Below are 13,534 nucleotides of genomic sequence, written 5' to 3' on the forward strand. Positions count from 1 at the left end.
AACCACCCAGACTCCCAAACGCGGGCTCGAGCACCGGGGCATGGTTGTGCCCCGGTGCTCGAGTCTCGAGTTGTTTCACTTCAGGCTGCTGTCGGTGGGCTGTTCCCGCCGATCGGCTGCTGATACGGATCGATCGACATCGGCGGATAGAACACCGTCTTCCGATCCGGGCCGATCTCGACACGCCACTCCGTGTGGTGCATCGTCCGATGGTGATGACCGCACAACAAGATCAGGTTGTCGAGATCTGTTGGGCCACCATCGTTCCAGTGAACAATATGATGAGCATCGCACCACCCCGACGGAGTCCCGCACCCCGGAAACGCACACCCACCATCACGAACCGCCAACGCCCGCCGCTGCGGCACCGTCGCCGTTCTCGCTTCCTTACCGCACTCGAGCGGAACACCATTCTCATCCAGGAGGATCCGGGTGACGGTGCAGTCGCAGGCGAGCATCCGGGCGGTGTCGATACTGATGGGGCCTACCCAATCGGTCCACGCGAATCCGAGTTCATCGGTGGACGGCAGGAGGTCTTTCAGAACTTTAAGGTCCGTCATGTCTTTCGCGCTGGCGGTGACCGTGATGTGTGGTTTCACGCCGCCTTCGATCGGACCCAACCCCGCCCGCTCGTACCGGCGCAACAACTCGCAAAACCCGTCCGCCCGTCGTAATGCCGGCGTGCGGGTGTCCTTGACACCGTCCTTCTCCGGCGTCGGCGCCGACAGCCTCGACAACAAGGTGATCAGACGGGCCCCGTTCACAGCATCCAGATCGCCCTTCACCGTGACCCGCCCGTACAAGCCTTTCGAGGCGTAGAACCCGTTACGTTCGGAATCCTCGCCGACCGGGACGCCATCCTCGCGTTTTCCGTACTGCTTCTCGATCCGCCGAATCGCTGCCCGCACCGCATCACAATCCGCGATGTTCTTCGACGCCAGACCAAGCAGAATCCCGCGAGCCTTGTCCACATCCGCCAGGGTCATGTTCTTGGGCGGATGCTGACAAAACGACGCCACCTGACGGGCTTTCAACGCATCCACATCACCCCGGTGAAACGCATCCGCCACAACAGGTTCGAGCATCAACAACCGCGCCAACCCGACCAGCAAGCTGCACTCACCGATCTCCAAATTCGTCGAACCGTGCAACCACTGCGCGATCGCCCGAAAACCCTTCCCGCCGAGAACCTCACGGGAAAACATCTCCACGATCAGCAACACCATCCGCGACTGCAACTCGTGCCGGACACGCACCAGATCCAGAACCTCACTCTTAAGGCCCTCGCCATCCAGCTGCCACGCTTCCCGACTGTCCATACCGAAATCTTAATCGAACATACTTTCGATAACCAGGGACATAACGGACAACTTCAAGAAGACCTACACTCGAGAGCTGTTGAGATGCATTGCTATTCGCGCAACCGCCGACGCGATTCGTTGACAGAGACTCGCAACTCCCCCAAAGGCACTTCACGACCCGACTCACTGCGCACCTCGACACGAACACGCTCACCAGTAGCGTCGTCAGCCACCTCCAACGGTCCGCCTTTTCCGCCGTGCAGATACTTGTCTCCCCACTGCATCAGCGCAAGAACCGCCGGCAGCAGGTCACGACCCTTCTCGGTGAGCACGTACTCGTGCCGCGTCCGCTTTCCAGGCTCCTTGTACGGCACACGCTCGAACAGTCCCGCCTCCGTGAGTTCTTTCAGCCTTGACGACGCAACCGCCTCGGTAATGCCGACTCGCGACGCGAAGTCGTCGAAACGCGTTGTGCCGTAATAGGCCTCTCGCAGAATGAGCATCGCGGACCGGGTGCCGACCACTTCCATCGCCCGCCCGATCGAACAGTGCGTGGCCCGCCAGGCGTCGCGATCTTCGAGCACTCCGGTCAGTCGTACAGCGTCCATGCAATTCACCATACCCCCTGGCTTGCCATAACCATAGCCAGAGTCTAGATTTCTGACTATGGAACTTCATAGCCAGCCAGTGCGGACTGGGCCGCTCCTCGCAATTCTGTCGGGAGCGCCGTTTGTCGCCAGCCTCGATCTTTTTGTGGTCAACGTGGCCTTCGGCGACATCGCCAAGAGCTACCCGGGCCACTCACTCGGCGAGTTCAGTTGGATCCTCAACAGCTACGCGATCGTCTACGCCGCGCTTTTGATCCCCCTCGGACGCTGGGCGGACCGGATCGGGCACAAGCGCGCCTTCATCGCCGGCCTCGCACTGTTCACCCTCGCCAGCGCCGCCTGCGCTTTCAGTCCGTCATTGTGGGCACTGGTGGCATTCCGCATCGTTCAGGCAGTCGGCGCCGCAGCACTCACCCCGGCCAGCCTCGGCCTCCTGATCAGTGCACTCCCGGCTGCGAAACGTCAATCCGGCGTACGCATCTGGGCGGCAGCCGGCGCGGCCGCTGCGGCATTCGGCCCCGTCGTGGGCGGCATTCTCGTCGAGGCGTCGTGGCGCTGGGTCTTCCTGATCAATGTTCCAGTCGGGATCGTATTGCTCTACTTCGCAGTCCGACTCGTCCCGGATACAACACACAAGGACTCCGATGCCGGGATCGACTTCGTCGGCGCCGCCCTCCTCACCGTCGGAATCGGCTCTCTCGCGCTGGCACTCGTCCAGGGACCTGATTGGGGATGGACCGACAACCGCGTTCTGATCGCCTTCGCCGTCGCCGTCGCGACCCTACTTTCGTTCTGGTGGAGCAACTCTCGCCATCGCACTCCGTTGATTGCTCCCGATCTTCTGAAGATCCGCTCCTTTGCCTGGTCCAACGTCACCGCCATCTTGTTCAGCGCGGCATTTGCTGCCGGACTGCTCTCGAATATCCTCTGGCTGCAAGAAGTTTGGGGATACTCGGCATTGCGCACCGGCTTCGCCGTCTCGCCGGGTCCGCTTCTGGTTCCGCTGTTCGCGATCGCCGGTGGATCGCTTTCGCGCAAGTACTCGGCGGGACGCGTCGCCGCACTCGGCAGCCTTCTGTGGGCAGTCGGAACCGTACTCGTTCTCGTCTCGGTTGATTCGACGCCCAACTACGCGACCGGACTCCTGCCGGGCTGGATCATCGCCGGAATTGGTGTCGGCCTTGCCCTGCCGACCATTCTGTCGCAGGCCACGGCGGATCTTGCACCGGCCCGATCGGCCACCGGTAGCGCTATCGTCAGCATGAGCCGACAGATCGGAACCGTTCTCGGCGTGAGTGTTCTGATCGCGGTTCTCGGCTCCTCCGTCGACCCCGACACCTTCCGCCAGGCCTGGTGGGTGATCTTTGCCGTCGCGCTTGTGTCTGCCCTGGCATCGCTGGGAATGACGCCTGCGACCACACCCACCCCAGTTGTCCCTGCTGAATCCGCCATCCCTGAAAGGAATTTGTCATGAGAGACGCAGTTATCGTCGAAGCCGTTCGCACTCCGATCGGCAAGGGAAAGGCGAACGGCGCCCTGCACGGCATCAACGCCGTCGACCTCCTCGCCCACAGCCTCAAAGCGGTAGTCGAGCGCACCGGGATCGATGCCGCGCTGATCGACGACGTCATCGGCGGCGCGGTCAGTCAAATCGGCGAACAGAGCCAGAATGTCACTCGCACTGCCCTTCTCGCCGCCGGCTACCCTGAGTCGGTACCGGGAACCACCGTCGACCGACAGTGTGGAAGTAGCCAACAAGCAGTTCATTTTGCTGCTCAGGGCGTTATTGCCGGTGCGTACGACATCGTTGTTGCTGCCGGAGTCGAGTCGATGAGCCGAGTGCCGATGGGCTCGAGTAGCGTCGGGCGCGAGTCACTCGGTGTAGGTTTCGAAGAGCGCTATCCGGACGGTCTGGTACCGCAGGGCATCAGCGCCGAATTGATCGCTGCCAAGTGGGGACTGAGCCGCACCCAACTCGACGAATTCTCGGCGTCGAGTCATCGGAAAGCCGCGCTGGCAACCGAGAGTGGTTACTTCACCAAGGAACTCGCCACGCTCCCGCAACTGTCGGTCGACGAGGCCGTCCGCCCCGGCACCACGGTCGAGACCCTTGCCGGCCTACGGACCGCCTTCGAATCCGACTACTACGCCCAGCGATTCCCACAGATCGACTGGTCCATCACCGCGGGCAACAGCAGCCCGCTTTCGGACGGCAGTTCGGCGGTGATGATCACGACCAGTGAGATCGCCGCGAAACTCGGCCTCACCCCGAAGGCACGGCTGCACAGCTTCGCTGTCGCCGGCGACGATCCGCTGTACATGCTCACGGCGGTCATCCCGGCCACCGAGAAGGTCTTGGCCCGTGCGGGGTTGACGATCTCGGACATCGATCTGTTCGAGGTCAACGAGGCCTTTGCTCCCGTCGTCCTCTCGTGGGCAGCGGACACCGGCGTCGACCTGTCCAAGGTGAACGTCCACGGCGGCGCCATCGCGCTCGGCCACCCACTAGGTGGCAGCGGAACGCGGATCATGACCACCCTGGTCAACGCGATGGAGCAGCGCGGCGCGCGCTACGGACTCCAAACCATGTGTGAGGCAGGTGGGCTGGCCAACGCAACCATCCTGGAGCGCTTGGGCTGAGCGGTCACCGCTGGACGGCACTCGGACACTAGTGACCGAGTGCCGTCCATTCGGGATCCGGCTTGCGCGCAACGACCCGGAACACGATTCCACCCCGTCCACTGCGCTGCACCTCGTCGATCAGGAAGCCTGCGTTTTCGAGGTATCCGACCGGTTCGCGGGTGAGGTGATCGGCACCGAACCGTACAGAAAGCGGTTCGACGGCCTTCATCAGCGCCCGTACAACCGTGTTGGTGCTCGGCCCGTGCTCAGCGAGCACGAATCGACCACCAGGCACCAGCACTCGAAATGCTTCGCTGGCAACTCGGTCCGGATCGGGGATCGTGCAGAACGCGTAGGTGGAGACCAATGTGTCCACGCATTCGTCAGGAACATCGAGTGCTTGCACGTCTCCGAGTCGTAGGTCGACTTCGGTCTTCACTCCCTCGGAGACCTTGACCCTGGCCTGATCGAGCATCGCAGTCGAGATGTCCACGCCGATGACGTAGTCGACGTCGTCCCCGTAGAGAGGCAGGTTCAGCCCGGTGCCCACGGCAATTTCGACCACGCGCCCATGCGCCTGATCTACAGCCCATTTCCGGGCGTCACCGAGCACAAAGCGCTCGAAGCGCCCGATCTGTCGGTCGTAGTGCGCCGCCATTGCGTCGAAAGTCTTGGCGACCTGTGCAGTGTCTGGTTCACGCATAGTGCCCCGTTTCGATCGATCTTCTGTGCAGTCTTACACGCGAGCACCGGGTCGGGAAGACCTTTCGTGACGAAGAGCGACCGGCCGAGCGAGGTCGTCCCTGACGGATGCCCCCGGTATCGTTCCAGGTGACCTGACCTCACCAACGACCATCATGGATAGAGACCTCGTGCGATCAAGTAACTGCGTCACCGGATCGGTCCGGCCACCTTTTTCCACTGATTCCACTGGAGGTCTGTGATGGCCGGAGGACTCTTCGCCCTGCTCGACGACGTCGCAGCCCTGGCTCGTATGGCTGCCGCCTCGATCGACGACGTCGCCGCCGCAACCGGTAAGGCGACCGCCAAAGCTGCAGGCGTCGTTATCGACGACGCAGCCGTCACGCCGCAGTACGTCCGTGGGCTCGCGGCCGAACGCGAGTTGCCCATCATCAAGCGCATCGCCATCGGGTCGCTGCGCAACAAGCTGCTGATCATTCTTCCGATCGCTCTGCTGCTGAGTCAGTTCCTCCCCTGGCTGCTGACGCCACTGTTGATGGTCGGCGGCTGTTACCTCAGCTACGAAGCGGTTCACAAGATCTGGGGTGCAATTTTCGGCCACGGTGACCACCACGAGGCCGCTGACGAGCATCCTCGCGACGAAGAAGCAGTGGTTTCCGGCGCCGTCCGCACCGACCTGATCCTGTCCGCCGAGATCATGGTGATCGCACTCAACACCATCGCGGGCGAAGGTTTCTGGAGCCGGTTGGTGATCCTTGCCGTCGTGGCGGTCGTCATCACCGTGGTCGTCTACGGCGTCGTCGGACTGATCGTGAAGATGGACGACATCGGATTGAAGATCGCCGAGACGTCGTCTGGCTTCACCCACAAGGTCGGCCGAGGCCTCGTTCGCGGCATGCCTCACGTGATGTCGGTGCTCTCGGTGGTGGGTACCGCCGCGATGCTGTGGGTCGGTGGCCACATCCTGTTGGTCGGCATCGACGAACTGGGCTTCCACCCGCTGTACGACGCCGTTCATCACGGCGAAGAAGCAGTCAGTGACATCGCCGGAGTCGGCGGGGTACTGGCGTGGATCGTCAACACCCTTGCGTCGGCGGCACTGGGACTGGTGGTCGGCGCCATCATCGTCGCAGCTCAACTGGGTATCACTCGCCTGCTCGCAAAGCGTTCTGCAACGGCCTAGTCACTGCGAGTTGTGGCGGAGCACCATCTGCTCCGCCATAGCGCGCAGTCCTTCACGCAACGACCGTGGCTCGAGCGCTTCGACGTCCGCTCCCAGACCGATCAACTGCGAGAGCGCGACAGCTTCGCTCTCGAGTTTCAGCTCGGCACTCACCCATCCGTCGTTGTCCTCTGGCCCCACTTCGACGGCAGCGGCAAGCTCGCCCACCACATCGGGGAGCCGGCGCCTGCCCTCTGGTGACAACCGCACGCGACACTCGAAGCGAAGCAGCGAACGGTCGAACTCGGCCATCGACGCCGTCCACCACGACGGCAGATCGAAATCCACCGGCCGAGTGAACGAATCATCTTCTACCACGGCATTTTTGATGCGCCCGACTCGAAACGACAGCGTTCGACCGTTCATCCCCGCCACCAGATACCAAACACCGGCTTTGATGACCAGACCCAGCGGATCGACCGTCCGCTCGCGATCGCGATAGACGAAGCGCAGTCGACGCGAGTCCAGCACAGCGGATGTGACGATCGGAAGCGCAGAGATGTCGTCGACGCCGCCGAACCAACCCGGAACGTCCACGAGAATGCGGTCCTGCCACAGTCGTGCACTCTCGCGCAGGGGACCGGGCAGGGAGCGGAGCAGTTTTGCCCCCGCCGAACCGACGGCGTCGGATCGCCCGAGATCTGCAGCGATGGACGGCACCCCCAACAGCATGAGTGCGGACGTCTCGTCGTCCGTCATGCCGGACAGCTTGGACTGCCAACCGTCGAGCAGACGGATGCCACCACCGGGGCCGCTCTCGGTCCAGATCGGCACGCCGGCAGCCGACAACGAGGCCACGTCGCGGTAGATCGTCCGCACCGAAACGCCGAACTCTTCGGCCAACTGATCGGCGATAACGCCGCGACTCCCCTGCAAACGCAGCATGAGTTGGAGCAACCGCGCGGATCTCATGGACCGAACATTACCGAGAATCACTGACAGAAGTTGTCAGGAATAGGGGTGCACAATGACCGTCATGGTCACTTGGAAGCAGTTCTCCGAAGAAGTACCCGCTCTTGCCGTCGCGGTCCAAGCACGATTCAAAGCCCACAAGCATCACGTCCTCGCAACGCTGCGCAAGGACGGTTCACCGCGGGTCAGCGGCACCGAAGTCGAAATCCTCGACGGGCGTCTGGTGCTCGGTTCGATGTTCGGCGCACTCAAGGCGAAGGATCTCATCCGTGACGGGCGCTACGCCCTACACAGCAATCCCGGTGAGCACACCATGGAGGGCGGCGATGCGAAGATCGCCGGAATCGCACGCGAGGTGACCGGCGACGAGTTCGAAGCCGTGCTCGCAAGCTACACCTACGAGGTTCCGAAACCTCTGCACCTCTTTGTCCTCGACATCGACGAGGTGGTGCACACGACGGTCGACGACGAGCACATGTACGTCGATCTCTGGAAGCCGGGCAAGGAGATCACCCGCTTCACCAAGTGACGTTCTTCTCGCAATGCTCGCCGTTGGCACACGATTCCACCTGAACGGTGGCGTGGGAAAGACCGTGACTCTCGAGGACGGTGCGCGCGGATTCCAGAACGTTCGACGAATTCGCGTCACTGGTCAGGTGGACCGTCGCGACATCCATGCCGGTGGTGAGCGTCCAGACGTGTAGGTCGTGAACACCCATCACGCTCGGCAGCGCCGCCAGGTCGGCCTCGACCGCTTCGACGTCGACGTCGGCCGGCGACGCCTGCGTCAGAATGCGCAGCGATGCTGCGGCCAGTTTGATCGCACGCGGCACCACCCAGAGCGAGATGAGAACACCGACGACGACGTCCGCCCACGTCCAGTTGAACAGCAGGACAAGGCCACCGGCAATCAGAACACCCACGCTACCGACGGCGTCTGCAAGCACTTCGAGGTAGGCGCCACGCACCGCGAGGCTGTCCTTGGAATCGCCGCGCAGCATCAGCATCACGACGATGTTCGCGGCCAGACCGGCGGCCGCAGTGATGATCAGGGCGCCGCCCGGGATCTCGGGTTCGTTACCGATGCGGCCGATTGCCTCGTAGAAGACCCAGGCGGCGACGGCCAGCAGCATCACGGCATTGGCCATGGCGGTCAGCACTTCGGCGCGGTGCCAACCGAAGGTCCTGGCCGCGGTGGTGCTGCCCTTCTTCGCGAGCAGCAAAGCCGTCAATCCCATGGCCATGCCCACCACGTCGGTGAGCATGTGGCCGGCGTCGGCAAGCAGCGCCAGCGAGTTGATCAGAATGCCGACCGTGGCTTCGAGTACGAGAAATGCAACGAGGATCGCAAGCGCGATCGCCATTTTCTTGATGCGTTGCGGTGACGGCCCTACTCCGACCGAATCTGCTGCCGAGTGGCCGTGTGAATGGCCGTGCCCTGCTCCCATTTGTCCTGTTCCCTCCCAAGTCCTTCTCAGAGCATATGCATACATTCGCATACATACAATGAGTTGCTCAGTGAGCGGGAAAAGGCAGAGGTCAGTGATCCGGCTCGTACGCCGGGTGCGGCACAGTGGGCGGCAGAGTGGCGATCGACGAGATGCGCTTCATGCCTGCTACCTGCAAGAGGTCGACCACCAGCGATCGAATCTGGGCAAACACCACCGTCGAGGACAGGCCTGCGTTCTCGACTATCGCCGGTTTCAGTTCCTTCGCCACCGAGCGCAGGACGCGCGCTGCCTCGGCCTGATCAGGCTGCTCCCCCGGCTCCGCCAGGATCATGTCCTTGAGAACTTCGACGGCTTTCGACAAGCGCTCGACCTGAGCCACCAGACGAGGATCGAGGATCTCGTCGTCCCTGACCAACGTCAACGAACGACGCGCGAGCACTCGAATGTTGCGCATCGCGTTGTCGATGGGATCGGCTGTCGCCATGAGCCTTTCGAGGCGCGGTCGACTGTTCCAGTACAGCGGGGAGATTCGGCTGATCTCGCGCCCGCCGAGGAGGTTGCTGCGCAATCCGTCGATGGCACCCTGAGTTGCGCGCGCCTTCTGCAGCGCCTTCACGATCGGGTCCGGGTCGTTCGCGACGAGGCCGTCTGCCACCAATTGCAGTACCTCTGACGCTGTTCCGAGAATCGATGCAGCGTCCTTGCGTGCGCGTCGTACCGGGTGCGTGGGGATGATCGCGACCACCGCGATGCCCACCAAACCACCGACAAGGGCGTCGATCATGCGATCGGGCCCGCCACTGCCGCCCGGTGGGATCAGCGTCGCCACCAGCACGGCCGAGTTTCCGGCCTGCATGGAGAAGATCGGCCCACTGTTCAGTAGCACCGCGACGGACATCGCCAGCACGACAACCAAACTGATCTGCCAGGGTCCGCTCCCGATGCCGGAGATGATCAGGTCACCGATTCCGATACCGACCGTGACACCCGCAACCAACTCGAACGAACGTCGTAGTCGGGCGCCCAACGACAGACCGAGCGAGACCACGGCGGCAATCGGCGCGAAGAACGGCGCATGGTGCCCGATCACCGTGGTGGCAACCCACCACGCCAATCCGGCCGCCAAGGCACATTGAATGATCGGTAGCGCCGACGTCTGAAGCCGACGCACCGATTTGCGAGCCCGGTCCTTGATACCGGCCCGGCTCGGACGGAAACTGCTAACCGAGGCCAAGCGCTTCGGCGGCGTTGGGATCGCAGTCTTCGAGCAGATCTAGGCAACGCGCGTACTCGTCGGCCTCACCGATCGTCTTCGCGGCCTTGGCCAAGACAGCGACGCAACGGAGGAATCCGCGGTTCGGTTCATGGCTGTAGGGCACAGGACCGAAACCCTTCCAACCGTTACGACGCAGTTGGTCGAGTCCGCGGTGGTAGCCGGTACGCGCGTAGGCGTAGGCAGTGATGGTTTCGCCCTTGTCCAGGGCAGCCTCGGCGAGGTAGGCCCACGCGATGGAGGCAGTGGGATGGTCGGCCGCGACCTGGGCCGGGTCAGCGTGGTTGAGCAGTGCCGATTCCGCCTCGTCGTCGCCGGGAAGCAGAGTGGGCTTGGGTCCGAGCAGGTCACCGAATTGGGTCATGCGCTCATTGTGCCCGCTACGCCTTTCTGCCACAGGACCGCCTCGCCGACGGTCGGAGTTATGCCCGGTACATACCGGTCGTTACCCTGACATGGTCATTGCCGCATAAGACCGAAGGGTTACCCGTGCCGGACTCGAAAGACGACAACTCGAAAAAGAGCGCAGCCCCGAACGGTGCGCCCGAGAAGTCGGCCCCGACCGAACCTGCGACTGTGGCGATCCAGAAGGCAGACAAGAACTCGAAGGCGGACGGCGACGCCAAAGCCGCCAGCGCGCCAACCGTCGCGATCCCCAAGGCAACTCAGGCACCCACAGCAACACCAGCAGAAACACCGGCAGCAGCACCGACACCCCAGCCCAAGCCGGAGCCCGCCACCGTCGCGATTCCGAAAGCCGCGCAGCCGACACCGCCACCCCGGCAAGCTCCAACCCCGCCGCCACCGCCACAACGCTCCGCGCCTCAACCGCCACAGCGCTCCGCGCCTCAACCGCAGCAGCGCGCCGCACCTCAACGTGTGGGTGTCGCAGCGACCCCACCGCCGGCCCAGCCGATGCCGACTCGCATCGAGCCTGCCGCGCCGGAAAAAACCAAGCGCAGCGGCAAGGGCTGGTACATCGCGGCAGCAGCGGCCGGCGTCGCCGTCCTCGCGGCAATCGGCATCGCAGTCTTCGTCTCGTCCACCAGCGGTAGCGGCGAAAGCTCACCTGAAGCCCAGGTTCAGACCGCCATCTCGACGTACGTCGATGCTCTTCAGACCGGTGATCTGGCGACTCTACGAACGTCGACCTGTGGGGCGTTGGGTGAGTACTACCGCACCATTCCGGACGCGGCGTTCGCTCAGGTCCACGACAATGCCGTCGCTCAGAAGACGATCCCGCAGGTCGGAGCCGTCGATGCGGTGCGCATCACCGACGACACCGCGATCGCTCAGGTCCAGGCAAGTTTGCCGAGCACCGGCGAACAGTCGTGGCGCACGTTCGACCTCGAGCGCCAGGACGGCACGTGGAAGGTCTGCGATCCCAGCAAGTAAGCACCTGAACAGAAAATGCGCGCCGACGAGAAATTCGTCGGCGCGCATTTTGTTCTGTGAAGCGCAGTTGTGAAGCCGATCAGCCTGCGGACACCGAGCGTCCGGCCGACTTCAGGTCGTTGCACGCCTCGACGACGCGAGCCGTCATGCCTGCTTCGGCCTTCTTGAGGTAGCTGCGCGGGTCGTATGCCTTCTTGTTTCCGACCTCGCCGTCGATCTTGAGGACGCCGTCGTAGTTGGAGAAGAAGTGTCCGGCGATCGGACGGGAGAACGCGTACTGGGTGTCGGTGTCGACGTTCATCTTGACGACGCCGAAGTTCAGCGAATCCTCGATCTCGGACTTCAGCGATCCCGATCCACCGTGGAAGACGAAATCGAAGGGCTGCGAGCCTGCGGCCAGGCCGAGCTTGGCAGCGGCGACCTTCTGGCCCTCTTCGAGAACCTCGGGCTTGAGCTTGACGTTGCCCGGCTTGTAGACGCCGTGGACGTTGCCGAAGGTGGCTGCGAGCAGGTACTTGCCCTGTTCGCCGATGCCCAGAGCATCGACCGTCTTCTCGAAGTCTTCACTCGAAGTGTAGAGCTTGTCGTTGATCTCGGCCTCGACGCCGTCTTCTTCGCCGCCGACGACACCGATCTCGACCTCGAGGATGATGCGTGCAGCCTTGGAGAGGGCGAGCAGTTCCTTGGCGATTGCCAGGTTCTCGTCGATCGGGATAGCCGAGCCGTCCCACATGTGCGACTGGAACAGCGGGTTACGACCGGCGTCGACGCGCTCCTGCGAGATCGCGAGCAGCGGACGCACGTAGGTGTCCAGCTTGTCCTTCGGGCAGTGGTCGGTGTGCAGCGCGATGGTGACGTCGTACTTTGCCGCGATCACGTGTGCGAACTCGGCGAGCGCAACAGCGCCGGTGACCATGTCCTTGACGCCCAAACCGGAACCGAACTCGGCGCCGCCCGTCGAGAACTGGATGATGCCGTCACTGCCGGCGTCCGCGAAGCCCTTGATGGCTGCGTTGATGGATTCGGAGCCGACACAGTTGATGGCGGGGAAGGCAAAGGAATGCTCCTTGGCCCGACCAAGCATCTCGGCATAGACCTCGGGAGTTGCGATAGGCACGGCGGGAGTCCTCCATATACGTGTCGTTCGGAGCGCTCGGCGATGTGAAAGCGCTTCGTGTGGTCCTAGCAGTATGGCAAGTCCGACTCGTCACGTCTCTTTGCGGTCTCGGCCGCCGCCACCGACGCGATGACCTGCGGTGGTGGGAAACACTCAGATTCGGCCGGTACTCTGGCCCCCGTGAATGTGCAGGCAGCAACTGAATCCGTGACGAACCTGGCCTTGCTGCCCGGCTTCCTCGATCCCGTGAACCTCTTGAATTCCTTCGGAACGTGGGTTCTGGTGGGACTGCTTCTGGTGGTCTTCATCGAATCAGGGCTGCTGTTTCCGCTCTTGCCCGGCGATTCTCTGCTCTTCACCGCAGGGCTGATCGCGGCTTCCAAGTCCACCGAGATCGAACCGTTCGCGCCGCTGTGGGTGCTCCTGGTGACGATTCCGATCGCCGCGATTCTGGGTGACCAAGTCGGGTTCTACATCGGCGCCAAGGGCGGAACTGCCCTGTTCAAGACGGACGACGCGCGGTTCTTCAAGAAGAAGTACATCGACGAGTCGCATGCCTTCTTCGAAAAGCACGGCCCGATCACCATTATCCTGGCGAGGTTCGTGCCGATCGTGCGTACTTTTGCACCGGTTGTCGCGGGCGCCTCGAAGATGAAGTACTCACTGTTCCTGACCTACAACATCGTCGGCGGCATCCTGTGGGGTGCCGGTGTGACTTTGCTCGGCTACCTCCTGGGGCAGATCGAATTCATCCGCGACAATGTCGACTACATCTTCATCTTGATCGTCCTGGTGTCGGTTCTGCCGATCGTCTTCGAAATCGGAAAGCGAATTCTGGCGTCGAGACGTGGTGAATCGGCGAATACTTCCACTACGGACAATTCGACGGTGACAGTCCCCGAAGACCCCACCCCCTGATTGCAGAACGAGG

The 13,534-nt window shown here is 62.8% G+C and carries 14 protein-coding genes; 6 read left to right on the forward strand and 8 right to left on the reverse strand.

Annotation, left to right across the window (positions count from 1 at the left end):
* Positions 1-80: 80 nt before the first annotated feature.
* A complete protein-coding gene (locus EEB12_RS08405) occupies positions 81-1,319 on the reverse strand; it encodes an HNH endonuclease signature motif containing protein (protein ID WP_141487620.1) in 1,239 nt (412 codons plus the stop codon).
* Positions 1,320-1,411: 92 nt separating this feature from the next.
* On the reverse strand, positions 1,412-1,909 hold the full coding sequence (locus EEB12_RS08410) for a winged helix-turn-helix transcriptional regulator (protein ID WP_031333093.1): 498 nt from the start codon (positions 1,907-1,909) through the stop codon (positions 1,412-1,414).
* Between the two features lie 58 nt (positions 1,910-1,967).
* On the opposite strand from EEB12_RS08410, the gene EEB12_RS08415 reads away from it, so the two are divergent.
* Both EEB12_RS08415 and EEB12_RS08420 read left to right on the forward strand, forming a co-directional pair.
* On the forward strand, positions 1,968-3,383 hold the full coding sequence (locus EEB12_RS08415; RefSeq protein ID WP_029254758.1) for an MFS transporter: 1,416 nt from the start codon (positions 1,968-1,970) through the stop codon (positions 3,381-3,383).
* Complete coding sequence (locus EEB12_RS08420) at positions 3,380-4,549, forward strand: thiolase family protein (RefSeq protein WP_099697972.1); 1,170 nt, start codon at positions 3,380-3,382, stop codon at positions 4,547-4,549. Before EEB12_RS08415 ends, EEB12_RS08420 begins: the two co-directional genes overlap by 4 nt.
* Positions 4,550-4,577: 28 nt before the next feature.
* Here the strand turns inward: EEB12_RS08420 and EEB12_RS08425 are convergent, their stop codons facing one another.
* A complete protein-coding gene (locus EEB12_RS08425) occupies positions 4,578-5,234 on the reverse strand; it encodes a class I SAM-dependent methyltransferase (protein ID WP_003944335.1) in 657 nt (218 codons plus the stop codon).
* Between the two features lie 240 nt (positions 5,235-5,474).
* Here EEB12_RS08425 and EEB12_RS08430 point away from each other — a divergent pair, with 240 nt between their 5' ends.
* Positions 5,475-6,416 carry a DUF808 domain-containing protein gene (locus tag EEB12_RS08430; RefSeq protein ID WP_020968812.1) on the forward strand — a complete coding sequence of 314 codons (942 nt, stop codon included), beginning with the start codon at positions 5,475-5,477 and terminating at the stop codon, positions 6,414-6,416.
* On the opposite strand, the gene EEB12_RS08435 is transcribed toward EEB12_RS08430, so the two are convergent.
* Entirely contained in the window at positions 6,417-7,367 is a 951-nt protein-coding gene (locus EEB12_RS08435) for a helix-turn-helix transcriptional regulator (protein WP_029538591.1), read from the reverse strand.
* A 64-nt stretch (positions 7,368-7,431) separates the two neighbouring features.
* Here EEB12_RS08435 and EEB12_RS08440 point away from each other — a divergent pair, with 64 nt between their 5' ends.
* On the forward strand, positions 7,432-7,896 hold the full coding sequence (locus EEB12_RS08440; RefSeq protein WP_029538588.1) for a pyridoxamine 5'-phosphate oxidase family protein: 465 nt from the start codon (positions 7,432-7,434) through the stop codon (positions 7,894-7,896).
* Here EEB12_RS08440 and EEB12_RS08445 read toward each other — a convergent pair.
* The 3 genes from EEB12_RS08445 to EEB12_RS08455 all read right to left on the reverse strand — a co-directional run bounded on the left by EEB12_RS08445 (position 7,886) and on the right by EEB12_RS08455 (position 10,455).
* Positions 7,886-8,815, reverse strand: coding sequence for a cation diffusion facilitator family transporter (locus EEB12_RS08445; RefSeq protein ID WP_019749454.1), 930 nt, complete (start codon positions 8,813-8,815; stop codon positions 7,886-7,888). The two genes, EEB12_RS08440 and EEB12_RS08445, sit on opposite strands and share 11 nt — an antisense overlap.
* A gap of 91 nt (positions 8,816-8,906) precedes the next feature.
* Positions 8,907-10,052 carry an FUSC family protein gene (locus tag EEB12_RS08450; RefSeq protein ID WP_019749453.1) on the reverse strand — a complete coding sequence of 382 codons (1,146 nt, stop codon included), beginning with the start codon at positions 10,050-10,052 and terminating at the stop codon, positions 8,907-8,909.
* Entirely contained in the window at positions 10,039-10,455 is a 417-nt protein-coding gene (locus tag EEB12_RS08455; RefSeq protein WP_003944361.1) for a DUF3151 domain-containing protein, read from the reverse strand. The genes EEB12_RS08450 and EEB12_RS08455 overlap by 14 nt, the downstream gene beginning before the upstream one ends.
* Positions 10,456-10,580: 125 nt before the next feature.
* On the opposite strand from EEB12_RS08455, the gene EEB12_RS08460 reads away from it, so the two are divergent.
* Positions 10,581-11,486, forward strand: coding sequence for a nuclear transport factor 2 family protein (locus EEB12_RS08460; protein ID WP_141487621.1), 906 nt, complete (start codon positions 10,581-10,583; stop codon positions 11,484-11,486).
* A 79-nt stretch (positions 11,487-11,565) separates the two neighbouring features.
* On the opposite strand, the gene fbaA is transcribed toward EEB12_RS08460, so the two are convergent.
* Entirely contained in the window at positions 11,566-12,603 is a 1,038-nt protein-coding gene (gene fbaA, locus EEB12_RS08465) for a class II fructose-bisphosphate aldolase (RefSeq protein WP_021343256.1), read from the reverse strand.
* Between the two features lie 180 nt (positions 12,604-12,783).
* Here fbaA and EEB12_RS08470 point away from each other — a divergent pair, with 180 nt between their 5' ends.
* Positions 12,784-13,521, forward strand: coding sequence for a VTT domain-containing protein (locus tag EEB12_RS08470; RefSeq protein ID WP_029254751.1), 738 nt, complete (start codon positions 12,784-12,786; stop codon positions 13,519-13,521).
* The last annotated feature ends 13 nt before the right edge of the window (positions 13,522-13,534 follow it).

Origin of the sequence: Rhodococcus sp. WS1, from assembly GCF_003797745.1 — a bacterium.
GTDB classification, from domain to species: domain Bacteria; phylum Actinomycetota; class Actinomycetes; order Mycobacteriales; family Mycobacteriaceae; genus Rhodococcus_F; species Rhodococcus_F erythropolis.

What these genes read in the sequence shown, in the direction of transcription:
- EEB12_RS08445 (WP_019749454.1), bottom strand. Translation starts at nt 8,815, where the DNA reads ATGGGAGCAGGGCACGGCCATTCACACGGCCACTCGGCAGCAGATTCG.
- EEB12_RS08455 (WP_003944361.1), bottom strand. Translation starts at nt 10,455, where the DNA reads ATGACCCAATTCGGTGACCTGCTCGGACCCAAGCCCACTCTGCTTCCC.
- EEB12_RS08435 (WP_029538591.1), bottom strand. Translation starts at nt 7,367, where the DNA reads ATGAGATCCGCGCGGTTGCTCCAACTCATGCTGCGTTTGCAGGGGAGT.
- EEB12_RS08410 (WP_031333093.1), bottom strand. Translation starts at nt 1,909, where the DNA reads ATGGACGCTGTACGACTGACCGGAGTGCTCGAAGATCGCGACGCCTGG.
- EEB12_RS08440 (WP_029538588.1), top strand. Translation starts at nt 7,432, where the DNA reads ATGGTCACTTGGAAGCAGTTCTCCGAAGAAGTACCCGCTCTTGCCGTC.
- EEB12_RS08405 (WP_141487620.1), bottom strand. Translation starts at nt 1,319, where the DNA reads ATGGACAGTCGGGAAGCGTGGCAGCTGGATGGCGAGGGCCTTAAGAGT.
- EEB12_RS08415 (WP_029254758.1), top strand. Translation starts at nt 1,968, where the DNA reads ATGGAACTTCATAGCCAGCCAGTGCGGACTGGGCCGCTCCTCGCAATT.
- EEB12_RS08425 (WP_003944335.1), bottom strand. Translation starts at nt 5,234, where the DNA reads ATGCGTGAACCAGACACTGCACAGGTCGCCAAGACTTTCGACGCAATG.
- EEB12_RS08420 (WP_099697972.1), top strand. Translation starts at nt 3,380, where the DNA reads ATGAGAGACGCAGTTATCGTCGAAGCCGTTCGCACTCCGATCGGCAAG.
- EEB12_RS08430 (WP_020968812.1), top strand. Translation starts at nt 5,475, where the DNA reads ATGGCCGGAGGACTCTTCGCCCTGCTCGACGACGTCGCAGCCCTGGCT.